27 protein-coding genes and 1 pseudogene are annotated in these 24,511 nt (G+C 60.2%); 9 read left to right on the plus strand and 19 right to left on the minus strand.

Annotation, left to right across the window (positions count from 1 at the left end):
• Positions 1-216: 216 nt before the first annotated feature.
• A pseudogene (locus CPA42_RS13600) lies at positions 217-2,403 on the minus strand (PKD domain-containing protein).
• 412 nt (positions 2,404-2,815) lie between these two features.
• Between CPA42_RS13600 and CPA42_RS08865 the strand changes: the two are divergent.
• Positions 2,816-3,073, plus strand: coding sequence for a hypothetical protein (locus CPA42_RS08865; protein ID WP_002516152.1), 258 nt, complete (start codon positions 2,816-2,818; stop codon positions 3,071-3,073).
• Positions 3,074-3,221: 148 nt separating this feature from the next.
• Here the strand turns inward: CPA42_RS08865 and CPA42_RS08870 are convergent, their stop codons facing one another.
• The 3 genes from CPA42_RS08870 to CPA42_RS13705 are packed head-to-tail and all read right to left on the minus strand — an operon-like array spanning position 3,222 to position 4,467.
• Entirely contained in the window at positions 3,222-4,112 is an 891-nt protein-coding gene (locus tag CPA42_RS08870; RefSeq protein ID WP_002516156.1) for a MurR/RpiR family transcriptional regulator, read from the minus strand.
• A 50-nt stretch (positions 4,113-4,162) separates the two neighbouring features.
• Positions 4,163-4,285 carry a hypothetical protein gene (locus CPA42_RS08875; protein WP_002516133.1) on the minus strand — a complete coding sequence of 41 codons (123 nt, stop codon included), beginning with the start codon at positions 4,283-4,285 and terminating at the stop codon, positions 4,163-4,165.
• A 59-nt stretch (positions 4,286-4,344) separates the two neighbouring features.
• Positions 4,345-4,467, minus strand: coding sequence for a hypothetical protein (locus CPA42_RS13705; RefSeq protein ID WP_002524400.1), 123 nt, complete (start codon positions 4,465-4,467; stop codon positions 4,345-4,347).
• A 2-nt stretch (positions 4,468-4,469) separates the two neighbouring features.
• On the opposite strand from CPA42_RS13705, the gene CPA42_RS08885 reads away from it, so the two are divergent.
• Positions 4,470-6,383, plus strand: a complete 1,914-nt coding sequence (locus CPA42_RS08885; RefSeq protein ID WP_002516145.1) for an alpha/beta hydrolase — start codon at positions 4,470-4,472, stop codon at positions 6,381-6,383.
• A gap of 52 nt (positions 6,384-6,435) precedes the next feature.
• Here CPA42_RS08885 and CPA42_RS08890 read toward each other — a convergent pair whose 3' ends face one another.
• Genes CPA42_RS08890 through murI form a run of 6 tightly spaced genes read right to left on the minus strand, consistent with a single transcriptional unit; the run spans position 6,436 to position 11,420 of the window.
• Positions 6,436-7,833 (minus strand): DNA polymerase IV, encoded by a 1,398-nt coding sequence (locus tag CPA42_RS08890; protein WP_002516148.1) that lies wholly within the window; start codon positions 7,831-7,833, stop codon positions 6,436-6,438.
• Complete coding sequence (locus tag CPA42_RS08895) at positions 7,830-8,300, minus strand: dihydrofolate reductase (protein WP_002516137.1); 471 nt, start codon at positions 8,298-8,300, stop codon at positions 7,830-7,832. The genes CPA42_RS08890 and CPA42_RS08895 overlap by 4 nt, the downstream gene beginning before the upstream one ends.
• A 43-nt stretch (positions 8,301-8,343) precedes the next feature.
• A complete protein-coding gene (locus CPA42_RS08900; protein ID WP_002516154.1) occupies positions 8,344-9,156 on the minus strand; it encodes a thymidylate synthase in 813 nt (270 codons plus the stop codon).
• Positions 9,157-9,771, minus strand: coding sequence for an RdgB/HAM1 family non-canonical purine NTP pyrophosphatase (gene rdgB, locus CPA42_RS08905; protein ID WP_002516155.1), 615 nt, complete (start codon positions 9,769-9,771; stop codon positions 9,157-9,159).
• Entirely contained in the window at positions 9,768-10,532 is a 765-nt protein-coding gene (gene rph / locus CPA42_RS08910; protein ID WP_002516141.1) for a ribonuclease PH, read from the minus strand. The genes rdgB and rph overlap by 4 nt, the downstream gene beginning before the upstream one ends.
• A 33-nt stretch (positions 10,533-10,565) precedes the next feature.
• Positions 10,566-11,420 carry a glutamate racemase gene (gene murI, locus CPA42_RS08915; protein ID WP_002516150.1) on the minus strand — a complete coding sequence of 285 codons (855 nt, stop codon included), beginning with the start codon at positions 11,418-11,420 and terminating at the stop codon, positions 10,566-10,568.
• Positions 11,421-11,603: 183 nt separating this feature from the next.
• Here murI and CPA42_RS08920 point away from each other — a divergent pair, with 183 nt between their 5' ends.
• From CPA42_RS08920 to CPA42_RS08930, 3 genes are all read left to right on the plus strand, one after another.
• Positions 11,604-11,921 carry a FeoA family protein gene (locus CPA42_RS08920; protein WP_002519356.1) on the plus strand — a complete coding sequence of 106 codons (318 nt, stop codon included), beginning with the start codon at positions 11,604-11,606 and terminating at the stop codon, positions 11,919-11,921.
• 132 nt (positions 11,922-12,053) lie between these two features.
• Positions 12,054-13,940 (plus strand): ferrous iron transporter B, encoded by a 1,887-nt coding sequence (gene feoB, locus CPA42_RS08925; RefSeq protein WP_002516138.1) that lies wholly within the window; start codon positions 12,054-12,056, stop codon positions 13,938-13,940.
• Positions 13,940-14,482: a NifU family protein gene (locus tag CPA42_RS08930; RefSeq protein ID WP_002519357.1), complete on the plus strand. Its 543-nt coding sequence runs from the start codon at positions 13,940-13,942 to the stop codon at positions 14,480-14,482. Before feoB ends, CPA42_RS08930 begins: the two co-directional genes overlap by 1 nt.
• Positions 14,483-14,485: 3 nt before the next feature.
• Here CPA42_RS08930 and CPA42_RS08935 read toward each other — a convergent pair whose 3' ends face one another.
• Both CPA42_RS08935 and clpS read right to left on the minus strand, forming a co-directional pair.
• The gene (locus CPA42_RS08935; RefSeq protein ID WP_002516134.1) at positions 14,486-15,046 is read right to left on the minus strand and encodes a DUF2017 family protein; all 561 of its coding nucleotides are present in this window, start codon (positions 15,044-15,046) and stop codon (positions 14,486-14,488) included.
• Positions 15,043-15,330, minus strand: a complete 288-nt coding sequence (gene clpS, locus CPA42_RS08940) for an ATP-dependent Clp protease adapter ClpS (RefSeq protein ID WP_002516140.1) — start codon at positions 15,328-15,330, stop codon at positions 15,043-15,045. The genes CPA42_RS08935 and clpS overlap by 4 nt, the downstream gene beginning before the upstream one ends.
• An 85-nt stretch (positions 15,331-15,415) precedes the next feature.
• On the opposite strand from clpS, the gene CPA42_RS08945 reads away from it, so the two are divergent.
• Complete coding sequence (locus CPA42_RS08945) at positions 15,416-16,756, plus strand: nicotinate phosphoribosyltransferase (protein WP_002516151.1); 1,341 nt, start codon at positions 15,416-15,418, stop codon at positions 16,754-16,756.
• A gap of 192 nt (positions 16,757-16,948) precedes the next feature.
• On the plus strand, positions 16,949-17,224 hold the full coding sequence (locus CPA42_RS08950) for an HU family DNA-binding protein (RefSeq protein WP_002514681.1): 276 nt from the start codon (positions 16,949-16,951) through the stop codon (positions 17,222-17,224).
• A 104-nt stretch (positions 17,225-17,328) separates the two neighbouring features.
• Here CPA42_RS08950 and malQ read toward each other — a convergent pair whose 3' ends face one another.
• Both malQ and CPA42_RS08960 read right to left on the minus strand, forming a co-directional pair.
• Positions 17,329-19,437, minus strand: coding sequence for a 4-alpha-glucanotransferase (malQ, locus tag CPA42_RS08955; RefSeq protein ID WP_002516153.1), 2,109 nt, complete (start codon positions 19,435-19,437; stop codon positions 17,329-17,331).
• 90 nt (positions 19,438-19,527) lie between these two features.
• Positions 19,528-20,349 (minus strand): RDD family protein, encoded by an 822-nt coding sequence (locus CPA42_RS08960; RefSeq protein ID WP_002516158.1) that lies wholly within the window; start codon positions 20,347-20,349, stop codon positions 19,528-19,530.
• A 207-nt stretch (positions 20,350-20,556) separates the two neighbouring features.
• Between CPA42_RS08960 and CPA42_RS08965 the strand changes: the two genes are divergently transcribed.
• Positions 20,557-20,799 carry a DUF3039 domain-containing protein gene (locus CPA42_RS08965; RefSeq protein ID WP_002519360.1) on the plus strand — a complete coding sequence of 81 codons (243 nt, stop codon included), beginning with the start codon at positions 20,557-20,559 and terminating at the stop codon, positions 20,797-20,799.
• A 24-nt stretch (positions 20,800-20,823) separates the two neighbouring features.
• Here CPA42_RS08965 and aroQ read toward each other — a convergent pair whose 3' ends face one another.
• From aroQ to CPA42_RS08990, 5 genes are read right to left on the minus strand one after another with little or no spacing between them, the layout of a single operon-like run.
• Positions 20,824-21,255: a type II 3-dehydroquinate dehydratase gene (gene aroQ, locus CPA42_RS08970; protein WP_002516132.1), complete on the minus strand. Its 432-nt coding sequence runs from the start codon at positions 21,253-21,255 to the stop codon at positions 20,824-20,826.
• Complete coding sequence (locus CPA42_RS08975; protein WP_002516136.1) at positions 21,252-22,283, minus strand: cation diffusion facilitator family transporter; 1,032 nt, start codon at positions 22,281-22,283, stop codon at positions 21,252-21,254. The genes aroQ and CPA42_RS08975 overlap by 4 nt, the downstream gene beginning before the upstream one ends.
• Positions 22,280-23,299 carry an SIS domain-containing protein gene (locus CPA42_RS08980; RefSeq protein ID WP_002516149.1) on the minus strand — a complete coding sequence of 340 codons (1,020 nt, stop codon included), beginning with the start codon at positions 23,297-23,299 and terminating at the stop codon, positions 22,280-22,282. Before CPA42_RS08980 ends, CPA42_RS08975 begins: the two co-directional genes overlap by 4 nt.
• Positions 23,296-23,574: a Trm112 family protein gene (locus CPA42_RS08985; RefSeq protein WP_002516144.1), complete on the minus strand. Its 279-nt coding sequence runs from the start codon at positions 23,572-23,574 to the stop codon at positions 23,296-23,298. Before CPA42_RS08985 ends, CPA42_RS08980 begins: the two co-directional genes overlap by 4 nt.
• Before the next feature lie 9 nt (positions 23,575-23,583).
• The gene (locus tag CPA42_RS08990) at positions 23,584-23,967 is read right to left on the minus strand and encodes a DUF3499 domain-containing protein (protein ID WP_226807286.1); all 384 of its coding nucleotides are present in this window, start codon (positions 23,965-23,967) and stop codon (positions 23,584-23,586) included.
• 123 nt (positions 23,968-24,090) lie between these two features.
• Here CPA42_RS08990 and CPA42_RS08995 point away from each other — a divergent pair, with 123 nt between their 5' ends.
• Complete coding sequence (locus CPA42_RS08995; protein WP_002516146.1) at positions 24,091-24,510, plus strand: metallopeptidase family protein; 420 nt, start codon at positions 24,091-24,093, stop codon at positions 24,508-24,510.
• Position 24,511: the final 1 nt, after the last annotated feature.

Below are 24,511 nucleotides of genomic sequence, written 5' to 3' on the forward strand. Positions count from 1 at the left end.
CTCTTCTTTCCCATAAGCCCGTGAGCCATCCTACTAGGGGAAAAATGAGCGACATGATAAGGATAGACGGATATTCCTTGAGGTCTATCGCCTTCCATGAATTGACGTATAGTATTAAAAATACCGTAGCCCAGACGGCTCCAACGATGGTACCGATGGCCAGGCCGTTGAGGGGTGCGTGGCGGTATTGCTGTTCGTGTGTGTTTTTGTGGGTGGTCATCGTGGTGTCTTTGTGGTGGTGTGGGGGTCGCAGGCGTCTCCGATGCCGTCGTGGTCGGTGTCGGTTTGGTCTTGGTTGGCTATGGTGGGGCAGTTGTCTTGTGTATCGGGTACGCCGTCGCCGTCTCGGGTGACCTGGATCGGGAAGGTGAGGGTGTCAGTGGTGCCGGTGGTATCGGTGATGCGCAGGTGTGCCTGGTATGTTCCGATTCGGGTGAGGGTGCGAGTGATCTCAGGCGTGGTGGTATCGATTTCGTAGTGTCGGTCACCGTCTAAGTCCCATTGCCAGCGGCGGATATGGCCGAAGGCTGTATACGACGAGGACGCGTCTAGGCTCAACGGGTTACCCCGGCGCACCTGGCTTTGCCCGATCACAGCGGCACGCATCCGCACCCCCGGCGCCGAGGCCACCTGCGCAACACTCTCAGACAAGCTCGCACTCCTGGCCGTTCTCGACAGGAGCGCATCATGGACCAGCCCAGCAATCTGTTCATGACCGACCACATTCGGATGGTACCAATTCTTTTCATCTTGACTTGGCTCTGACAATATGACGCCATTTCCATTATATGAGTAGCCAGCGGTCTCAAAGACGGCGTTGATCCAACGTTGCGGATTCTGGTCACCGTTATGAACCAGCGGTTCGGGTTCGTGGGTGTTGAAGAGGCTGGTGGTGGGGGTGTAGGTCACTTTGAGGGCATGGGATGTGTTCCAGGCCTTGATGGTGGCGGCTTGCCTGGTGCGGAATTCGTCCTCGGCGGCCCGCACCCGGGTAGACGGCACGTCGGTTAAAGGAGCATCATCGTCTGCGGGGATGAGGTAGGGGTATCCGATCAGGATGACCCGTGTGTGAGCCGGGTCGGCCAGTCGGTTCTGTATGTGCGACAACAACGTCGTCGTTTTCGTCATCGTGGCATCAATCTTCTTGCGTGACGCATCAACAGAGCCGCCACACTTGGCCGCTGACCACACTCTTTCAATGAAGCAGTTTTCGACGACGGTGGTGAAGTCTAGGTCGTTGCCTCCGGCGGTCATGAGGACTACATGTGTGTGGGGATCCATTCCGTCGGCCTGACTGACAATAGTGTGGTCCCCGGTAGTGATTTGGGCGCCACTCCAGGCCCGCACATCAGTCTGGAACGTGGTATCGTCCCCGAACTCCCGATTCAACCGGCGCGTGAGCACCGAACCATAATTCTTAGGGCTGCGATACGACCCATCAGCCGGATACCCATCAACCAAGGTTCCGTTGCCTGCCGAGTAGGAGTCTCCCAGCACAGTCATCTTCACTAACCGGCGAGGCGGCACTCACCCATCAACCGTGACCGCCCGAGCCGGATTAGCACCAATAGTGTCCAACGACTGCAAACCCCGCAACACCGGAACCGCCTGCACCGTCGCCATCATCGTCCACGCGGGACTAACGACATTACTTGGGAACGAGCCGTCAGCCTTCTGCTGACCGGCCAGCCACGCTTGACCCTTGACAGCCTGGTCTTTGTGGTTCGCGTCACCGGCCCGATACAAACCCGGTGCCACTCGCGTCGTCGCACGCACATCCGCACCGTGGTCTGGCCAACCCCACCCATCTGTCTGACGATCGGCATCCAGACGTTTGACAAGCGCCGCCTTGACAGCCGTAATCCCCTCCTGACCGTATGCTGTAGACACCACATGCGACAGGGCGGCGAGCATAAGACCATCAGTACTCGGATAATTCCGCCCGGGACGCGCCGAGACATAGTCGGTGATCGACTTGAATAGCTTCTGCGGGATCGGTTTGCCCAGCCGCTCCAACGCGATCATGTCCAACGCCTGATGAAACGGGCGCTCCTTGAGTGCCGAATCCGGCAACGACGTCACCGGCTTAGCGTAATCAGTTCCCCCATAGGTGGTCGGCTCGCCAGCTGCCAGCAAGGTGATCGTCACCTTCGCACACCCACCCACATTCTTAAAAGTGCAATACGACGGCCCCTTAGCCTTAATATCTTTCTTGATCATGCCGAAAAGCTTCGCATCGGTCTTGCCGGCAGAAATCAACGCCAGCGCCCCGTCCAACTCCGGACCCAAATCACCCTTCGTCAGATCAGCACTATGCCCGTTAATGTAGTCGGCTGCCTTACCGGCCTGGGCAGCGTAATCGGCGGGTTTCGGCCCACCCGCTGCTAGAGCCGGGACAGGCACCCCCCACCGTGCCAGTCACCACCGCAGCCGCCACCAGCGAGCCCAACACTCGCCTACGTTTCGTTGTTGCTGCTTCTATCATCTTGTCCCTCCACGGAAACGTCCCGAGGGGATTCCACAGACAACACAGACGTTCACGCGTCGATGCCGACCCCGTAACCCGCGACGGAACCCCACACCACCCCCACGTGATCTGGTACCCCGACTCCCACACAAATGGTGGTCACGGTTACGCGACAGTGCCGGACTCCCACCAGCTTCCCCAGGCCACTCGGGCATCAACCCACTTTTTGGGCTAACGGCGAACACTATACACCCTCTTCACAGGAAAGGTTAAGCCTCTCCGGTAAGCACCCCACCCGGGGATGTAAAATTACTGACACAAATAGTCAGCTATAAAAGGTGACAGACAATGGCGTTCGGATCCTTCGACAACCAGATCACCCATCGCGGCTACGTCACAAAGCAGATGGACCAGATCTGGTCGGAACGATCGACGGTTCAAAGCTGGTTCGATGTTGAGGCTGCCCTGGCGCGAGCCCAGAGTGCCATCGGGATGATCCCGGCCGGAACCGGTGCCCAGATCACCGGCCAGGCCAAAGCCACCGACACCGTGTCGATGACGACATCCGCCAGTGGGTCCACTACGGAGCCGCCACCCTCGGCATGAGGTTCACCCGCTTAGCAGCCGACCTCGAGCGCTCCCGCGACGGCCTCACCGAGAAGGAATGCCATCCCCCGCATCCTGGCAGCCGTCGACAGAGCAGGACCGAACCTGCGATCTGCGATAGGAATATCCGGCCACATACCGGAACACATCACGGAATAATAAAAACCCCGAGTTCGTCAAACAGCCCCTGCATCGTCTCAACCCGGAAACGCTCGACCTCGTGATCCGCCGGGGCTAAAGCAGCCACCAATGATTCCAACAAGATGAGATAGCAGGCCCTCGACCGAAACGCCGTCGAAGACTCCGAAGGCACCAACAAGACGTGGTCAGCGTACCTACGCATCGGAGTGGAAGAACGGTTCGTCAGAAGCACCGTCGTCATGTTGCGCTGATGAAAGAGCCGCAAGACCGACTCAACCATCCGGGAATGCCGGTCGAACACAGATGCCAACAAGATAGCGTTGTCGGGAAGGTCAATGAGCTGATGGGCCATCCGATCAGTCGAATCCAACAAGATGACGTCACGCCGGTAATAGCGCACCAATAACCGGAAATAGTCAAGCAGAGCATGCCCAGTAGCAGCAGCGACAAGGCAGAGCGGACGGGAATCGTCGCGCAGCAACTCAACAACTCGGTCGAATGTTTCGCCATCCAAAGAGTTCAGACCAATATCAATGCTGCGTCGGGCAGCTTCCATCTTGGAACGCCACATGGCTCCCGGTTCATCAGTCGTGGGGTCATTGGTGGTGCGATCACTAGGAAGGTCAAAGTTAGCGGCGACCTCCTCACGAAGGCTCCGCGAAAAGTCACGGAAGCTGGCATAGCCCAGCTTGCGCACAAAGCGCGTCACCGACGCCGTCGAGGTCCCCGTCGCAGCACTGATCTCGTCCAAGTTCTCCAAGGCCACATGAGGAAAAGAATCTTCACAGTACTGAGCAATGACTGCATCGGTCGGCGTCATCGCTTGTAGCTCTCCCAACCGGGTATATAAGCTGCCATGTGCCGAGCCCTTGGACTCAGCCATCTTCGCCTCCTCCATGGTAAAAACTCACAGCAACCACTGTGGCAGCCGTAGATATTACCCGGGCATCAAATAAGGATCAGGCTCGAGGTCATCATGACGATGAATCCGACAAGCATCGGAAGCGCGGTTCGCCTGACGACGGCAACCGGCAAGACACCCGCGGCTCCAGCCGCCGGGCTAACCCCCACCGCAATAATGATGACCCCTTCGTTAACCCATTAGCATCGTGAAACGTAACTTGTGAAAATTAATATACGCCCTCGACATTGGCAGAAAAAATACTAACATTGCTCCAGTTGACGACGGTGCCCCTTGCGGCACTGGCGTCCCCATGAAATCCATCCCCATGGGAGCCAATGACAAGGAGCACTGATGCACTCAGCAACCGGGCTGCGACGATCCCGATCGGCAATACACGTCCTCATCTGCCTCTTGCTCATCCTGGCAGGAGCGGTTGGAGCAAGCCTCATCCAAACCGGAGGCGGCCACATCGCCGTCCAAGGGCTCAAAATCCCTGGCAAGGACGGAGCTGTAGCTAGCGCCGACCTCTTCCGACCCGACACCGCAACAGCAACGCGCAAAGCCCCTCTCATTATCGTGACACCAGGATTCCAGCGCACCAAGGAGACCCAGATCTCCTACTCCCTGGAACTCGCTCGCCGTGGATACGTCACCCTCGTCGTCGATCCGTACAATCAAGGCGAATCGACCTCTCAGCCTCCCCACAGCGACGACCCCAGCATCCAGCCAGCCATCGATTACGTGTCGCGTACCAACACTCTCAACTATGTCGATAAGACCAAGATCGGCATCACCGGCCACTCCGCAGGTGGATCCCAAGTGCGCCACATGGCCGCAGAATACGGCGCTAAGGAGGCCAAAGCCCTTAAGAAAGCTAAGGCTCCCGACTCCCCCGGAGGCACGACGATTACGAAGGAGGAACGCGAAAAAGCCGAACAACTCAACCCCATCCGCTCTGTCTTCATCTCGGGCTGGTTACAGCAGCTGAACGCCATGAAGCTCAAAAACATCCGATCCAATATCGGCATCGGCTACGCCCTCTACGACGAAGGCAGCTACCGCAATAAAAACCACAATGGCGATCTGCGTCACGCCCCGGAGGCCATTGCCGTCATCAACTCTGGCCTGCCGAAGTCACAGCACGTCGATCATGTGGTCATCGGGAAAGGCTACGGGTCGGCTGCCAATCGAACCTACCGCGTGGCTTATAACGACCGGACGATTCACCCGTTCCAGCCGCTCACACCCAGCGCTATCGGGTCGATGATTCAGTTCTTCGACGACACCATCGGTGCCCCACACCAGATGAGTACCTCCAACCAAACGTGGTGGCTTAAAGAACTCTTCAATGGCCTGTCCCTCGTCGCAGCGCTGATCATGCTCGTGCCCCTAACGAAACTGCTTGTGACAATTCCATGGTTCGCAGCGGCTCGTACCGACATCTCCCCTGCCCCACCGAAACCCAAAGGCAAAAGCGCGGTAATATTTTGGACAATCTTCGTTATCTCAGCAGCCGTTGCTTGCGTAACCTTCATCCCCCTATCGGTAGCTAGCCAGCACATCTTTTCGGCCGCAGCCAACAAACAAAACGGCTGGTTCTTTCCCGGACGAATGGTTAACGGGGTCGTGCTGTGGTCGCTCGTTAACGGCCTACTCGGTCTCATCCTGCTGTGGATCAGCCACGCCACATCGAAGAAACACGGCGACAACGAGGCCAAAGATTGGGGAGTTCGGATGAACTGGGTTCAGACCGGACGGACCCTCGCCCTAGCCCTGCTCGTCATCGTCATCTTCTACACAATCCTGGCAGCCATCTACGGTTTCTTCCACGTCGACTACCGACTTTTCGTGGTAGCTGCCCGCCCACTGACAAAGCGCTGGTTCCTCATTGCACTGGCCTATGTGCCGGCCCTGTTCCTGTTCTTCTTCTCAAACTCGTTGCGGGTCAATACCTCAATGCGATTCAACAACCAACGTCGCTGGGTCAATTGGCTCATCATTGCCCTGGCCAATTCCATCGGCCTGGCGGCCATTTTCGTCATTCAGTACGTCACACTCTTCTCGACCGGGACGGTGTTCTGGACGACGACCTGGCTGTACGTCAACATGCTGCAATCCTTGCTACCCATGATGGTGGTCCTGCCGCTATTCAACCGCGCCTTCTACCATGCCACCGGGCGGGTGTGGCTCGGCCCGATCGTCACCACTACGATCTTCGCCCTGATGGCATTAGGTGGATCGGTGGCGTATATCCCTATGTTCTGATCGGGGGCCACAATGCGCCCTGACGGGTCAGCCTCATGGTCCGAGGCGCACGTCACTCGGAGGGGATGTCCTCCTGTGGCGGTTGCCATGCCAACGGAAGCGGATGAGCTGGGTGAAGCGCCTCATCGTCCTGAGGAACGGACTTCACCCTTCCGATCTCACTTCCCCGGTACTCAAATCGACACGTGACGATGCCGCGACCCGACCCCCACACCCAGCCACGCCCATATTCGTCGTGAATGAGGTCAACCCCAGGAGGCCAATTTCGCCCGTCAAAAGATCGACGTCGGCCAAAGGGTCCCGGCTGGATGGGGGTGATCTCCTCGGTCACCTCGGGTTCGTCGAGCAGCCTCCCCTCATCGTCAACGACGAAAAGTTCCTCCTGAGCCGACGTAGCGAAATTCGATACCCCGACGCCCAGCAGTCGCACCCCCTCGCGCAAATCAAGGGAATCCAGCATCCGCACCGCCAGCTGGGAGATCCTCTCAGGCAAGTCGGTGGCTCCCGTCAGAGTCACCGACCGCGACCAGACGGTGAAGTCGGCCATCTTCGCCTTAAGGGTGACAGTGCGAGCGAACTGCCCAGATTTCTTCAACCGACCACACACCAAACCCGCATGACGCTCCACAATCTGACGGCACTCCTCGCGATGGGTGAGGTCATGCTCGAAGGTATCCTCCACTGAGATCGACTTAGCGATTCGGCTGGCCACTACCGGCCGGTCATCCCGTGCCCGTGACAAGGCGACGAGGCTCGCCCCGGCAGCATGGCCCAACTCGTGAACCAACTCGGACTCCCGCGCAGCCCGAACGTCAGCGATAGTGCGAAGCCCCAATTTCTCCAACCGTTCCGCCGTAACCGGCCCGACTCCAGGGATAGCCCGAGCAGGCAAAGGCGCGATGGTGTCAGCCTCGGTACCGGGAGCGATGAGGGCGATCTGATCGGTATGGCCACGTTGCGGCTTGGCCATCTCAGAGGCAACCTTGGCCATGAACTTGCTCGACCCGATACCCACCGAGCAACTCAATCCCTCGGTGCGCTCTGCTACCCGGGCACGCAATTCAACGGCAACTTGCTGCAAAGCGTCGAGGTTCTCGACGTCGATGTCACCGGCTTCTAGATCAACGAAGGCCTCGTCAAGACTCAGTGGCTCAACAAGCGGCGAGAGCTCCCGCAGCGTCGCCATGACAACCTTCGAGGACTCCCGGTAAGCCTCAAACCGTCCGGACAAAAAAGCGGCATTCGGGGCCAATCGACGCGCCTGAGACCCGGCCATCGCCGAGTGCACCCCAAATTTGCGGGCCTCATAAGAGGCCGTCGCGACCACTCCCCTGCCACCGACCCCACCAACAATGACAGCCTTACCAACGAGGGAGGGCTTATCCCGCTGCTCCACCGAGGCGAAGAAGGCGTCCATGTCCAGGTGGAGGATCGACGCCGTCGACCTCATGCCCGGCGTCGGTACCCGACGAAATCGAAGCCGTCACGAGGCTCACGACGAACTTCCACCCACACCTCAGGGTCAATGGCGGGGAAACGCGCCGCACCATTCGGATTCTGGTGAACTTCGGTGATGTCGAGCTCGTCGCACAACTCGAAAGCGTCGGCGTAGATCTGTCCACCTCCGGCAACAAAACAGATCTCCTCACCTGCCTCACGCGCCATCTCGACGGCCTGACGCGGGCTGGTTGCGACGTCCACCCCCCTATGGGACCAGTGCGGGTCGCGGGTGCAGATGATGTGACGACGCCCAGGAAGCTTGCCGATCTGCTCAAAGGTACGACGCCCAAAGACCAATGTGTGGCCCATCGTCACAGTCTTAAAACGACGGAAATCCTCACTAATGTGCCAGAGCATCTCCTGCCCCGACCCGATGACGCCGTTATCAGCGACAGCGGCGATAGCGACGACCTTCATCGATCCTCCTGCGGCTTGGTGGAAACTTGATCCCGGCACCCGATCAGACCGCAATCGGAGCGGGCAGCGCCGGATACGGGTCATAACCAGTCAGGGTGATATCGGACAGCTCGAACCCGTCAATGTCACGGACATTCGGGTTAACGGTGAGCGTTGGCCGGTGCCGCGGCTTACGTTTCAACTGCTCATGAACCTGGTCGAGGTGATTGAGGTACACGTGGGCATCGCCCAAGGTGTGGACGAACCGCAACGGCTTGAGCCCGGTCACCGAGGCCACCAGATGGGTAAGCAGGGCATATGACGCGATATTGAACGGCACTCCGAGGAAGGTGTCACCGGAGCGCTGGTACAGCTGGCAGCTCAACCACGTCGGGGTTCCCCGATCATCCGGCGTGACGTAAAACTGGAACAAGGTGTGGCACGGCGGCAGGGCCATCTGGTCGATCTCGGCCACATTCCACGCCGAGACGATGTGACGACGTGACCACGGATTGGTGCGAATCTGCTCAACCACCTTGGCGATCTGATCAATTGTGCCGCCGCCGTCGTCGGGCCAAGAACGCCACTGATGCCCGTAGACCGGCCCTAAATCACCGTTCTCGTCGGCCCACTCATCCCAAATGTGGATGTTGTTATCATGCAGCCAGCCGACATTCGTATCCCCGCGCAGAAACCACAGCAACTCCCCGAACACGCTGCGGGTGTAAATCTTCTTCGTCGTCACCAGCGGAAATCCCTCGCGCAGATCAAAGACCATCTGGTGACCGAAGACGCTGACCGTCCCCGTTCCGGTACGGTCCTCGCGGCGCACGCCCTCGTCAAGGATCCGCCGCAACAAGTCGAGATAGATCTGCATTCAGCGCCCCTCCACATGGGCGACGACCGCCGGAACAATCGCGCGAACAGCTTGTCCTCGGTGGCTGATGGCGTCCTTGACCTCAGGAGTCATCTCAGCACTGGTGAGGTCACCGGGCTGGGCATCGGGAACAAACATCGGATCATAACCAAACCCGTTTTTCCCGCGGGCCTCCGAGATGATCCGCCCCTCCATCGTCGCCACCTTGGTGATCTCGGTGCCGTCCGGGTCGACGAAAGCCATCGCACATACGAACCTACCGTGACGTCGCTCATCCGGAAGGTCAAAAGTCTGATCAAGCAGCAGCTGAAGGTTGCGCTCATCATTAGCGTGAGGCCCTGACCAGCGTGCCGAACGGATACCGGGCATCCGGTTGAGAGCGTCAACCTCGAGTCCGGAGTCGTCAGCCAAAGCAGGTAAACCGGTTTCGTGGGCCGCAGCACGAGCCTTGATGAGGGCATTCTCCACAAAGGTTCTACCGGTCTCCTCCGGTGCCGGGGCATCGCTGACCTCCGACAAACCGACGATTTCGGCCTCGGTGCCTGCTCCCTCGAAAGTACGACGCAGCTCGACCAGCTTCTTAGCATTATTGGATGCCAGCACAATCCGGCTCATAACGTCACCCCCAAAGCCTCGGACTGGGCCTGCTTGAGGGTTGCGCAGCCGCCGGCGGCTAGATCGAGCAACTCATTGAGCAAGTTGCGATTAAAAGGCGTGCCCTCAGCCGTTCCCTGGATCTCGACGAAATCCCCACTGCCGCTCATGACGACGTTCATGTCGGTATCGGCGCGCGAATCCTCCTCATAGGCGAGGTCGAGCATCGGGATACCGTCGACCACACCAACCGAGATAGCCTGCACCGATCCGGTGATGGGCTCGCTAACCAGTCCGCCACGCCCTCGCAGCCAGTTGACGGCATCAACAAGGGCAACATAAGCGCCGGTAATGGACGCGGTGCGGGTACCACCGTCAGCCTGCAGCACGTCACAGTCGAGGATAATGGTGTTTTCTCCCAGCGCCTTGTCGTCAACGACGGCACGCAGGGAACGGCCTACCAGGCGGGAGATCTCATGGGTGCGGCCTCCCACCTTGCCCTTGCGCGACTCGCGTCCAGACCGCTCATTGGTGGCACGCGGAAGCATCTCATACTCGGCGGTGACCCATCCCAGCCCGGATCCCTTACGCCAACGCGGTACCCCCTCAGTGACCGAGGCATTACACAGCACAGTGGTGCGACCAAAGCTCACCAGCACCGAACCCTCAGCCTGAGACAACCAGCCGCGTTCGATCCTGACGTCTCGCAACTGGTCCAGGCGGCGTCCATCAATTCGAGAAGTCTCACTCACCTTGCCAAGGGTAGTGGGCCACACCGACACACAGCAGTTATGAAAACACCGTCGCGCAGGAGTTCAGTCTCGGACAACCGCGCGATCACCGAGGGAGTGCGCATCAGCATGCACCGACTGCACATCGTGGACGAATCCCTCCATCAGCCGTCGTCCCAGTTTCTCGAAACGCTCAGCATTCCCCGTAGTAAGGAAATAGCGGCTCGAATCGCGAGGATGGGAATGCAACAGCCCAGATTCAGCCATCAAAGAATAAGACGCGCGGGCACACTGCTGGGAGGAAGAAATGAGGGTGACGCCGTCACCCAAGACATACGAGATGAGCCCAGCCAGCAGCGGATAGTGAGTGCACCCCAAGATGAGAGTGTCACAACCAGCCTCCTGGATAGGCGCCAGATACTCCCGGGCAATAGTCTCAAGCTCCGGTCCGCTGGTGATCCCGTCCTCAACGAACGGGACGAATTTCGGGCAGGCCTGAGTCGTCAGAGTGATGCCGGGCACCGCAGCCAATGCATCCTCATAGGACAGAGAGCGAGCTGTCGCCTCAGTACAAATAACGCCAATTCGCCCGTTACGGGTAGCAGCACTGGCCCGACGAGCAGCCGGCATGATGACATCAATAACCGGCACACCGTAACGCTCCCGGGCATCTCTTAACACCGCCGAGGATGCGGTATTACAGGCGATAAGCAGGGCTTTGACGCCGTGGGCGACAAGTCGGTCGAGGCATTGCAACGCATATTGTCGTACGTCAGCGATGGTTTTCTCACCGTAGGGAGCGCGGTCCGTGTCGCCCAGATAAACGATGTCTTCGTTCGGCATAAGGTCGACGACCGATCGAGCCACCGTCAGCCCTCCGAATCCGGAGTCGAAGATGCCGATCGGTGAGTCGACAACGTCGAAATCAGGTTCGGTCACGGCTCGACAGACTACCGCGCGATTTTCCCGAGCGACCACTCACGGGAAGTCACAGCACCCCCACTTGGACGGTACACTCCCATAGGGTCATTAAGGTAAGGCTTTGCTATCATCTAGCGATGTGCCGAGTCCCAACGGCAGCATGAAATCACTTCATTGGGGGGAGACAACATGACAAGGCATATGAATTGCAGCACCGCAGACACCCAAGGCATCGTGCCACTCAGTTCACTGGCGGCAGGGCAGAACGCGACCATTGAAGACATCACCATCAACTGTGCCGATTACATCCGTCGCCGCCTCCACATGCTCGGTTTCGGCCACGGCCGCTCCGTCACCAAGATTCGCCAAGCGCCCTTCGGCGGCCCCATGGTGTTCCACGTCTGCGACGTCCAGATGTGCCTTCGCCGCGCCCAGGCAGACATGATCATGGTCCGCCCGGCACCCCAGACCGCGCCACAGCCGGCCGTCGAGCCGTGCGCCACCACTGCTCTCGCCTGATCAACCGCCCCCTGCCCAATTCACGTACAACCCACACCCATCCGAGGTTTATTGATGCCCATACCCACCGCAGCACCCTGTCACACCGTTCCTACGACGGAACCGAGGACGGGTTCACCCAAACTGGCCCTGGTGGGCTCCCCCAACGGCGGCAAGACGTCGATCTTCAATCAACTCACCGGCCTGCATGCCAAGACCGGAAACTATCCCGGCGTTACCGTCTCCCGTAGTACCGGCGTCTGCCGGATCGGCAAAAATGAATACGGCATCGAGGACCTTCCCGGTACCTACTCCCTGACCCCCATCTCCCCCGATGAGGAAGTCGTCGTCCACGCCCTCGAAGGCACGATGAAGGGCATCCCTGCCCCCGACGGCGTTCTCGTCGTCGCCGACTCGACGGCACTGCGTCGATCTCTCCTGCTACTCGCCGAAACGCTGGCACTCGGCCTGCCCACAGCCGTCATCGTCACCATGACCGACGAGCTACGCCGCCGCGGCGGCAGCCTCGACACCACCGCACTGTCCCAGGCCCTGGGCGTACCCGTGGTCTCGGTAGTCGCAAACCGCGGCATCGGCATCGGCGAATTGCGTCACCTCATCGCGGACTGGCAAACCTGGGACCGCCCCCCGGTACCGCCGCCCACTGCCACCGAAGAACTTGCCGGGTGGGTAGATTCCGTGCTGACCAGCGCTGGTTACCAAGACCCCCACCTCGACTCGCGCACAGAACGAATCGACAAGGTACTACTCCACCCAGTGTGGGGAACGATCGTCTTCTTCGTCGTGATGTTCCTGTTCTTCCAGGCGCTGTTCACCTGGGCGGCACCAGCCCAAGACGCTATCGACAACTTCTTCAGCTGGTTGGGAGGCTGGGTCGACGACAACGTCTCCAACCAGATCCTGGCCGGTCTGCTGGGAGACGGAATCATCGGCGGTGTCGGCTCCGTGCTGACCTTCGTCCCACAGATCCTGCTGATGTACCTGCTGTTGGCCCTGCTAGACGCAGTGGGTTACATGTCACGGGCGGCATTCCTCATGGATAAAGTCATGAGCCGTGCCGGGCTGGAAGGGCGAGCCTTCGTGGCCATGCTCTCGTCCTTCGCCTGCGCCATCCCCGGCGTGATGGCCACCCGCACCATTCCCTCGGCTAAAGACCGCATCGCGACGATGCTCGGCGTTCCGCTGGCCACTTGTTCGGCAAGACTGCCCGTCTACGTATTGCTGGTGGGAATGCTCATCCCCAACACCACACAGATTGGTCCGTTCTCGGGCCGAGGCGTGGCAATGTTCCTGCTCTACCTGCTTGGAGCCGTCTCGGCAATGGCTGCGGCATGGGTCGTCAAAAAGATCACCGACCGTTCCGGCATCCTGCTGCCCTTCTACATGGAAATGCCGCCGTATCGCATCCCCACCCTGCGTTCAGTGGGCATCGCGATGTGGGAGCCCACCAAGGCCTTCCTTCATAAGGCTGGCACCATCATCATGTTGACGACCATCGTCATCTGGGCGCTGACGACCTTCCCGATGCGTTCCAACGCCGAACTCACGAAGGCCGGCATCGACCCCAGCAACGACGTAGCCGTGGCGGCCTACACCATGGATCACTCGATCGCCGGAAGCATCGGCAAGGCCGTCGAGCCCGTCTTCGAGCCTCTCGGATTCGACTGGCGGATCGACGTCTCCCTCATCGGCTCCCTGGCCGCCCGTGAAGTCTCGGTGTCGACCTTGGGACAGATGGCCTCGGCTACCGATCCAGAGGATGACGTAGACGTCTCCCATCAACTCGACCATTGGACCTGGACCCATGGACCCAACAAGGGCAACAAGGTCTTCACCCCGGCCACCATCGTGGCACTCATCCTCTTCTTCGCCTACGCCCTGCAATGCATGTCGACCGTGGCGATCATGAAACGGGAGACCGGCGGATGGAAGTGGCCCGCCGTGGCCTTCGGATATATGTTCGTGTTGGCTTGGGTCATGGCCTTCATCGGACGTCTCGTGACAGGTCTGCTGATGTGATGAAGCTCGCCTGTCATCCCTCCACCGCCGTTCATCCGGAGACGACCACCGACCCTGCCACCCTGCGCTGGGTGGTCTCCGGGATCACGCTGCCCTTCGCCGGGCTCTTGGTAAGCGCCCCCGGCCTCGACGAGTTCCTCAACCAGGTACGCGTCGAGGCGACGGTCGGCGCTGTCATGGCGACTGTTCTCGAGGGCACATGGGAACGCATCGGTGCCGGATTCCGGACTGCCTTAACCACAGCCCTGGAACGCACCGATGAATGGGTGGGCGGCCCTGACAGCAAGCCCCTCAACGACGTCGAGACACTGCGCCGATGCGCCGATGAACTCATCGGCGGGCCCGTCGGCGCGGTTGCCGCGATGCACGGAGGATCAATCGAATTAGTCGACGTGTCAGTCGGTGACGAAGAGCGCAGAGTCGACGTCACCATGAAGGGAGCATGCCGAGGTTGCCCGGCAGCCATCATGACCCTACATCAGCGCCTGGAACATCAACTGAGTCTGCGATTGCGCGAGCCGGTCACCGTGCGGGAAATCTGACACCTACTCCGACAGCTCCACCTCGACGAGCACCTCCACGACGAGGCCAAGCCACTCGTAGACGCATTCCTCCTCGGCATCCAATTCCTCCCGGGCCGCCCGAGCGACTTCGTCGGCAGTAACCTGGTCGATGATCCCTAGCCTGGCGGCCATCATGCCACGCAGCGCATTGACAGTACGAAGCCAACGTTGCGTCATCACAGGGTTCATGGAGATACAGCCGGTTCGGTGCAACGTCTCCACATCAGCACTTAAGGACTGAGCGTCTTCCCAGCGCGCCGCGACATCCTCGGCGTCATGGTCGACATGGAATTGCGCGTCAGCTGAGTCGTCGTCACGATAGGCGCTGGGCAGGATCAATCGACGCACCTCGTCGTCCTCCTGGAGTCCAGAAAACTGGCTCTCCCAAAAAGCGAACGGGTCCCCCTCCGTCGTGGAATGGGCAGGATCGGCACGTAAACGCGACAAGGCCTCCACGTAATGTCCCAGGGCAGTCTCGATGCCGGTAATTTCGACGTGTTCTAGATACCAGATCCAGCGATTTCGAGTGCCCTCGATCCTCATCCTTGGCCGCCCTTTTCGACCGAGGCCTGCAAACCATAGCCGTGCATCGCATGCACGGCGACCTCCATCTCTTCTTTATTACCCTCGGCGACCGTCGCGCGACCCCGGTAATGTACCTGGATCATGAGTTGGGTGGCGCGTTCGCGCGGGTAACCGAAATATCTCATAAACACCATCGTCACGTAGTCCATGAGGTTCACCGGATCGTCCCAAACGACCGTCGTCCACGTCGATTCCTGGCCGACAAGGCGGTGTGCAATGGGTTCCGCGGTGGCTACAGACATGTGCTTATTCTGTCACCTAGGTGAGACACTCAAACTTCTCCGACGCAAACATCCTCTAGAGCGCACCCCCTCTAGACTGTGGCCCATGTCGACCGCACTGTTCACCGACCACTACGAGCTAACCATGGTCGAAGCCGCCATGGCATCGGGGACTGCCAACCGCCGCTGCGTCTTTGAGTTATTCCCCCGCCGTCTGCCCGAAGGCCGCCGCTACGGCGTCGTAGCCGGTACCGGACGCGTCCTTGACGCTGTCGAGAATTTCCGATTCACCGACGAGGACGTCTCCTTCCTGGAACGCACCGGGGTAGTCGGCCCGCACATGGCCGAGTGGCTGCCACACTACCGATTTACCGGATCCATCCACGGTTACGCTGAAGGCGATCTCTACTTTCCTGGTTCCCCCCTGCTCACCGTCGAGGGCACTTTCGCCGAAGCCTGCGTGCTCGAGACCGTGCTGCTCAGCATCTACAACCACGACTCAGCTATCGCCTCCGCCGCATCCCGCATGGTCATGATGGCTGAAGGCCGCTCGATCATCGAAATGGGCTCGCGACGCACCCACGAAGAATCCGCCGTCGCTGCCGCCCGTGCCGCGTGGATCGCCGGCTTTGGCCCGACCTCTAACTTAGCCGCCGGGATCCGCTATGGCGTCCCCACCTCTGGTACCGCTGCCCACGCCTTCACCCTCCTTCATGACACCGAGGAAGAGGCCTTCCGCGCCCAGCTAGCCGCCTACGGTGAAAAGACAACCCTGCTCGTCGACACCTACGACATCGACAATGCGGTACGCACGGCCATCCGCCTCACCGAGGGACGCCTCGGTGCGGTCCGTATCGACTCCGGCGACCTATCCATCGTCGCTCGTCAAGTCCGCGACTTGCTCGACGACCTCGGCGCCCCGAACACTCGCGTCATCGTCACTAGCGACCTTGACGAATGGCAAATCGCCGCCCTGCGCGGTGCCCCCGTCGATGGATTCGGCGTCGGAACCTCCCTGGTAACCGGTTCGGGAGCTCCAACCTGCTCCTTCGTCTATAAGCTGGTCGCCCGCGCCACCTCAGACAGCCCCGACGCCGAGTTGCTGCCGGTGGCCAAGAAGTCGTCCCATAAAAACACTGTGGGCGGGCGCAAGTATGCGGTGCGCCGCATCGGCTCAGGTGGGATCGCCACCGCAGAAGTCGTCGGGGTGGGCCAACCACCAGCCGCCGACGCTGACGACCGCAACCTCATCGTCCCGCTCATCGTCAACGGCGAAGTTGTGGGCCGTGAACCGCTAGAGGCGGCGCGTAAACGTCACCAGGCTGCCATCGCTGAGCTGCCAATTTCCGGACGACGTATCTCGCGTGGCGACCAGGCCATCCCGACAGTCATGGTGAAGCAAGGCAACGACGGCGCTGACACCGTTCTTGGAGCATCCCTCTCCTGAGCACAACCCCAGGGGCACAGCCCAGAGCACACCAGAAATACGACACGCGAGGTACCTCAGGACCCGAAATCTGTCCAAAAGCCCCTTATGACGCGGTTTTGGGCTTGACTGAGGACCGACAACCGCTAATGTCAACTATGAGAGAACCGGCAACAAGCCCGAAATCGAACACAGTCCATTTGAGGAGACCCCATGACCAAGTCCGAGCTCATCAAGACCGTCGCCAAGCAGGCCTCGCTCACTGAGGCCCAGACCAACGAGGCCGTTAAGGCTCTTACCGACGTCATCACCGCCGCTCTGGCCAAGGGTGAGAAGGTGCAGCTTCCCGGTCTATTCACCGCCGAAACCGTTGAGCGTCCCGCTCGCAATGGCCGCAACCCTCGCACCGGCGAGTCCATGACCATCCCGGCTCACAAGGCCGTCAAGATCTCGGCCTCCAGCACTCTCAAGAAGGCCGTCGCTGACTGAGCGACCGCTCAGAGTTGTTGGATCTCAACATGTGGGGTCCGGTGCTTCACGGCACCGGACCCCAGTTTTTCGTCATTACGCTCGCACCAGCTCACGCATGACGGTCACTTCTCGTTCATGACGTGAGACAGTCGCGCAGCCCGCTCGTCAGTAAATACCTCATCCAGCCACATCGGGGAACCATCCGGATGGCTGAGAGGGACCCGCCAGTTTGGGTATTCATTCGTGGTACCCGGCAAGTTTTGAGTGCGACGATCTCCCACCGCGTCAGTCAGGGTGGCATTGAGCACCTTTGACGGGGTGCGGGTAAGCATGCGATGCATCGCTAACACGATGTCCTCTTCGGAGGGGTCATCCCCCACCAACACGCCACGCTCACGCAGGATGGCGATCCAGGTGGCAGTCTGACGAGCCACCTCAGCGCGCTCGTGCTCGAGAGATTCAGTGAGTAGTCCCAGCTCATGACGCACCTCGACGTGATCACCAGCCAGATACCCAGTAGTGGGAGGTAAATCATGGGTAGTGACCGAACTCATGGCGTACTCGCGCCACTGCTCAGGAGGCAGCGGATTGCCATTCTCACCATTCTCGAACCACAGGACCGAGGTGCCCATGATGCCGCGCTCACGCAAGTAGGCGCGCACCCACGGCTCTACCGTTCCCAGGTCCTCGCCCACGACAAGGGCGCCAGCCCGGTGCGCCTCCAGCGCCAAAATACCAACCATGGCTTCGTGGTCGTACCGTATGTAAGTACCCATACGCGGGCCGAGACCGACGGGTACCCACCACAGCCGGAACAGGCCGAGAATATGGTCGATGCGGATGCCACCGGCGTGACGCAAAGCGGCGCGCACCATGTCGCGGAAAGGCCGATATGCCAGATTGGCGAGGATGTCGGGACGCATCGGAGGCTGTCCCCACTCCTGTCCAGCCTGATTAAAAGCATCAGGCGGCGACCCGACGCAGACACCGTCAGCAAAGAGCTTCCCGAGCATCCACGCATCGGCTCCGGCACCGGAAACACCCACGGCCATATCGCACATAAGTCCCAGCGACATCCCGGCGTCACGTCCGGCAGATTGGGCCGCCGAAAGCTGTTGGTCAGCAATCCACTGCAGCCACATGAAAAAATCGACGCGTTCCTCGTGAGCTCGCACGAACTCTGAGACGGCACGGTTGCTGGGGCGCTGATACTCCTCGGGCCAGGTGCGCCAATCTTTGCCGTATACCTCCGTCAGTGCACACCACGTCGCGAGATCTTCTAAACGAGTACCACACAGCCGGCGGAATGCCTGGTAGGACAATTCCCTCGATCCCTCCAGACCGAGGGCATGGACGGCTTCTAGCACTGGCAGTTTGGCGTTCCAGGAACGATCTCGATCGATTGCCTCAGCATCGGCCGCTGCTTGAGCCCGGGCCGAGCGTGCCTGGGAACGCACATAGACGTCGAGGTCGGCATACTCCGGGATGATCTCGGGGCGCACATACAGCGGGTTCAGGAAGAGACGGCTGCAAGGCAAATACGGCGACGGCTCGATGGGGGAGACAACCTGGCTGGCATGCAGCGGATTCACGAGCACGTAGTCAGCACCCTGGGTGGCCGCCCAGGTAGACAGGTCCGCCAGGTCGGAAAAATCACCCATTCCCCAGGAGGCGCGGGAGCGAGTCGAATACAACTGCACGGCATGGCCCCAGACCCGAGACGAACCCATCGAACGAGGAAGGCCGAGCCAGTTCGGGGAGACTACAAGCGTAGAGGTCGCGCGATGGTCCGCAGTCGTCGCGACGATCGTGTGGTAGCCCAACGGCAGATCGCCAGGGATACCGAAGGTCGCCTCACCAATCCAACGATCGTCCACGTGGCGATCGGGGTTCCAATTGTCGACCTGCCAACACTCGCGGCGTTGCCCGTCCTCGCAGACGACGTGAACCTCCACCCACTCCCCTGCATTAACGTGAACGTCAACCCGCCCCTCTTGACCCTCACGTAGGACCACGATTCCGGGCAACACTCGACGCCACTTCCGGTTAGTCACCTCGTGGCACGCGCGTTCGGCACGTTCCGGAGTCGACGCGTCAATTCCCAAACCGTCAAGGACAGCAATAACAGTCGCCTTCCCGACCTCGGTGTGCTGGCCCTTCCAGTCGTAATAATCACGAGCGATGCCGAAATGATCGGCCAGGGTCGTCAGGTGGGGATCTGTCAAGGACATGACGGCCTTTCGGCGCCCCAATCGTCGGGGCGAAAGTCGGGATCGGGCAAATTGTGCCAGGACGACGAATCGCCCCTACAACGACGAAATTTACTCGACGTCAGACTGGCGGGGCGGGCGAACCACCTGAGTGCCTGCCACTGTGTCATGAATGGTTTGACGGGAACGCTGCCACAACGGCATGAGGTAACTAAAGGGTGTCAACAGGACGATGGCTTGATTACCGATCTCGACGCAGGCCCACACAGTGGCCCGTATCAGAGCACGCCACCACACCAGGCGACGATGCTCCTTGCCCTTATTCAGGGTGACGACTCGCAGCCCGCATATCAGCTGACCGACCGAACCCGCACAAGCTGCCAACATGATGAATTGGTAAATCGCCTGCGAAATGATCACCGCCCCGACGAGGTTCGACAGGTCACTGACGAATCCGGCCTTCATCAGGGATTGCATCGTGACGACGTCAGAGGGGCTAGCTCCAGCGTTGACTGCACGCATCGAGGTGGCGAGGAACGTCTGGTAACCGTCGACGATACTCGCCACTGTCTCATGCATCGTCAGTCCGACGACGATCCACACCAGAACGGCGTCGATGATGGTCGACAACGCCCGCCACCACCAGCCGGCTAGAGGGACTCCATCAGCAGTCGATCCCCACCGACTCTGCGCTGGACTCTGCGACCTATCGACATCTCCGCGACGCGAAACGGCTGCGTTAGGTCGTGGCGATGACGGGACCCGTGACACCGGAGCGAGCGTCTCGGGCACATGGCCAACGCCAGGGCGCGGTTGAGGATCCGGCGGATTACGCAGATTCCGTGTCCAACGCTCACCGTCCCAATACCGCTCCTGGTCGCTTCCGGCAGGGTCGGGGTACCAGCCCATCGGGGGTGGAGTCGCATTCGTCATTAGTTCATTCTCCCACGAAGAAGCGGTCATGCCAGTTTCCGCCATCGGCAAGGTCGTCGAGTGCCGCTATCAACCCAATCAGAGCTCAGCTCCGTTCCACCATCCTTGCCCACTGATCCTCCAGTTTGGCCTAATTGCGAGTCGCTATCCAGTCGGCAAGATCCGTCTGTCGCATGACGGCGGTGCGGCCACGTACACTGGTTGACCATGAGCACACAGGTGGCACCAGGTTCCAGCACCGCGGTCGAGGAGAAGACTCGTCCATCCTTCGATGACGGTGACGCCGAGCGCTTCTCACACTATGTCCCCAAGGCGAAACTCACCGACGCGATGGTCAACGGGACCCCCGTCGTCGCCCTGTGCGGCAAGGTATGGGTACCCTCCCGCAACCCCGAGAAATTCCCTGTCTGCCCGGAGTGCAAAGAGATCTTCGACTCGATGAACCGGTAAACACACCGATGAGGAACACAGACCTCAATCAGTAGCCAACCAAGACAACGCCAGCTCATACCCCTTCAATCCCAGCCCGACGATCGTCCCGGTGACATGCGCCGACACCACGCTGTGGTGACGGAACTCCTCCCGGGCGGCGATGTTAGAGATGTGTACCTCAATACAAGGCGCCCCCAACTGGGCGAGGGCATCGGCAATAGCGATGTTGTAGTGGCTCCAGGCCGCCGGATTAATGACGATCGGGGTGCGGTCGTCAGCGGCCTGGTGAATCCACCCCATCATCCGTTCCTCGGAGTCGGTCTGACGCACCTCAACGTCCAGCCCCAGTTCGCGACCGTATTCGATCAACCGAGCCACCAGATCGTCATGGGTGGTTGTTCCGTAAATCTGTGGCTCTCGTCGACCAAGCCGACCCAGATTCGGGCCGTTGAGAACCAAAACCTGCTTGCTCATGACTGATCCTCCGGTCTTTCCTCCCCGTCTTTAATGCGCTTATCCCCATAACGGATATCGGGCTCAAGGAATAGCGGACCAACCAACGGCTCAGCAGCGCGGACCGACGCCTCGGCGTTATCGATAATGCGCGCGACCTCGAAGGCGGAATCCGTCGGATCAACCGCGATCTTGGCGGCCACCAAGATCGTCTCAGGGCCCAGGTGAACCGTCTTCATATAGATCACCGAGTCAACGCCGTCAGAATGTATCAAGGCGTCATGGACAGCCTTACGTGACTCCGGGGTAGCTGATTCTCCCTCCAACAGAGATTTCATCTCGCGCGAAAGCACCCTTGCAACAACGACCAGCAAAATACCGATACAAGCCGAGCCAATGCCGTCGAAAATCGGGTTATGGGTGAGCAGGGTGAGGCCAACACCCAAGAAAGCAAAGATCAAACCAAGAACGGCAGCAGAGTCCTCCAACATAACGACCGGCAACTCCGGGGCCTTAGCTTTCCGGATGTACTGCAAAATCGTCATGCCTTCGCGATCCTGGCTACTCTCCTTGAGAGCGGTACGCAGGCTAGCTCCCTCTGCGCAAAGAGAAATCATGACGACTGCCAGCGGCACCCACCACCACTGGGAATCGAGGAGCTCATCGCGATGACCACCAAGAGTCGCCTCGATCTTGTGATAGGCCTCATACAGGGCGAACAGACCACCAAGGGTAAAGATGACGATAGCGACAACGAAACCAGACAAGTACCGCGCCGTCTCATAGCCGAAGGGGTGGTCCTCGTCAGCTTCCTTGTGGGACTCCTTGCCACCCACCATGAGAACGACCTGGTTGGCGGTATCAGCCACCGAATGGATAGCCTCGGCGAGCATCGACGAGGCCCCAGTAAGTGCCCATGCGATGGCCTTCGTTACCGCGATCGCAAGGTTGGCGGAGGCAGCTGCGATGATCGCTTTGCGGCCTCCCTGCGTCGGGTTGGCTGGCTCCTTGGCCCCGTTCGGCCACTGAGCAGCGTGCGCTTGGCTCATGTCATCTCTTTCAGACGATCCAGCCCGAGAGCCACGTAGACAGCGGCGAAACTTCCCTGGAGTAGCAAGGCGACATAGCGGCTCATCGGCGAGGACTGCTCATCAATGCCGAGCGGCAAGGTGACGCTGCGCACCGTCACATCATGGGCGGCGCACAGCTGCTCAAGGTCGCGGCGGGCAGCGGCGTGCTCCATCTCGGCGTCATCCATGACGACAAGGACAGGGCGACGCGTCTCACCGTCAAGGTCAGGATCAGCGAAAGGATCCCTTTTAGGGGCAGAATCAATGACAGGGCGCAGCGCTGCGGAGTCGGCGGACAAGGCGATGCGACCCGTGGCTCGTCTCATCCATTGTGCGAGGCGTCGCGACGCCCGCGCCGCAAGGACCGATCCACCCCACAAGAGGGGTTCTGCATCGGCTAACGCACACGCGAGATCCTTAGCCTCATTGACGGCGAGGTCATGGTGAGGCGAAGCCGACTCGGCAACCATATCCGCAACCCGAGCAACCTGTCCGGGGTCGACAACTGGTCCAAGACCCAGGTCGCTCAGCACCGACAGAGCCGCGACAGCGGCCGACAGGGCATCCTCGGAGGCCATCTGAATACGGGCAGTGCCGTGGCTACCGGCAGCTTGCCAAGACTCAGTCTCGCCAGTGGACGTCATGATGATGGCACTACCTCGACGTCGAGCCTCAGCTACCTGGGCCGCACAGTGTCCGTCGCTATCGAGAGCGACGACAAGATCAAGGGGGCCAACCCACGCTGGCAGCCGCAGGAAAGGCCACGCGACTAGCGGGACGGGACATATCGGCTCAAGGACAGACCGCACTAAACGAGCCTCGGGGCCGACAACGAGTACTCCCCGGGGCTGTCCCCACTCACCGACCGTTCGACGTACCTCGTCGAGATCCGCAGAGTCACGACGAATGCGTGCTCCCGTGCTAGCCAACTGACGCAGCACCCGCTCGGCGAGTGCGTCGAGAGGCGCGTCGAGACGCGAGTCGTCGAAAGTCACTGCGACCTCATCTCATGACGATGAGTGGGCTCAAAAGCTTCGGTGTCCTCGGCATTGACCCCTTGACCAGTTTCTCGCTTACGCGCCGCGTCAAGGCGAAGGTCGGGAACGCCGTCGCGCACGAGAAAGGCTAGCCCACACGACGGAGAGGAACACACCAATTCCCCACTGTCGAAATCCAGGGCAAACCGGGAATGGCACGCCGGGCAAGCTGCCACTTCAAGGAATGCCGGAGAGAGGTCGAGTGCCTCAGGGGCCAGCGGTAAATCAGGCATACCGTCATCCTAGTGGCCTGTGACGTCACGGCTGGCGTCCCTGATGACGGATAGATGGCCACGCCGACCTAAAACGTGCACCGAAGCAGGGTCCGGCTCAGGCAGCACCTCGTCCTCGAGCATTCCCACCTCCCGCACCGCTGCCGCCAGCGCCATCAGGTCGTCGGCTGGTGGGTCTGGGGCTGGATTGTCGATACCGGGCAGGCGGATGACTTCCCACCCCACCGGCGCCGAGAGCGCTTCGGCGTGTTCGGCACACATGTCGTAGGCACCGGGTTCATGGCTAGGCCCCAAAGGCCCGACAACTGCAGTGCGCTCGGCATAGACGTAGGTCAGCGTCGCGACCGCTGGTCGGGAACATCCGGGGCGAATGCACTCTCTCACCCAGGGCACGGTACGCCACACACTGATAGTCACACAGTTGCCACGCGGACACCGCAGAGACCATCGGTGCCCCGGTACACCACACACCCGTTTTTCATCGCACTACGTGTCCAACCGCAATACAGTGGCGACATGTCCAAGCGTCGTAACCGTCATAGTCGTGGCCACCGCGGGCCGGTCGTCTTGCCTCGCTCCTACGGCGGACGCATCGACCGCGTTGATCCCACCCACGCCGAGTTTTTCACGGTCTGTCTGACGCAGGCTGTTCAGCAAGTACACATGTCGTGCCCGGGGATCCTTGACAACGTTGTCGTCGGGGCTGAAGATGTCCCGACCATGCCAGACTGGACAGAGGGGCGGGTACCGCTGTCCTCTGCCGTCGACGATAGCGAGCACTCCCCCGCCAAAATTGTCATCTATCGACGACCCCTCGAGTTAAGGACGGCCAGTAGGCGCGGATTAGCCATCCTCGTTCATCGCACCCTCGTCGAACAGCTCTCAGCGCTGACTGGCACCCCAGTAGAGACAATCGATCCCAGCATCGATGACTGAG

It is taken from the genome of Cutibacterium acnes, assembly GCF_003030305.1.
Lineage (GTDB): Bacteria > Actinomycetota > Actinomycetes > Propionibacteriales > Propionibacteriaceae > Cutibacterium > Cutibacterium acnes.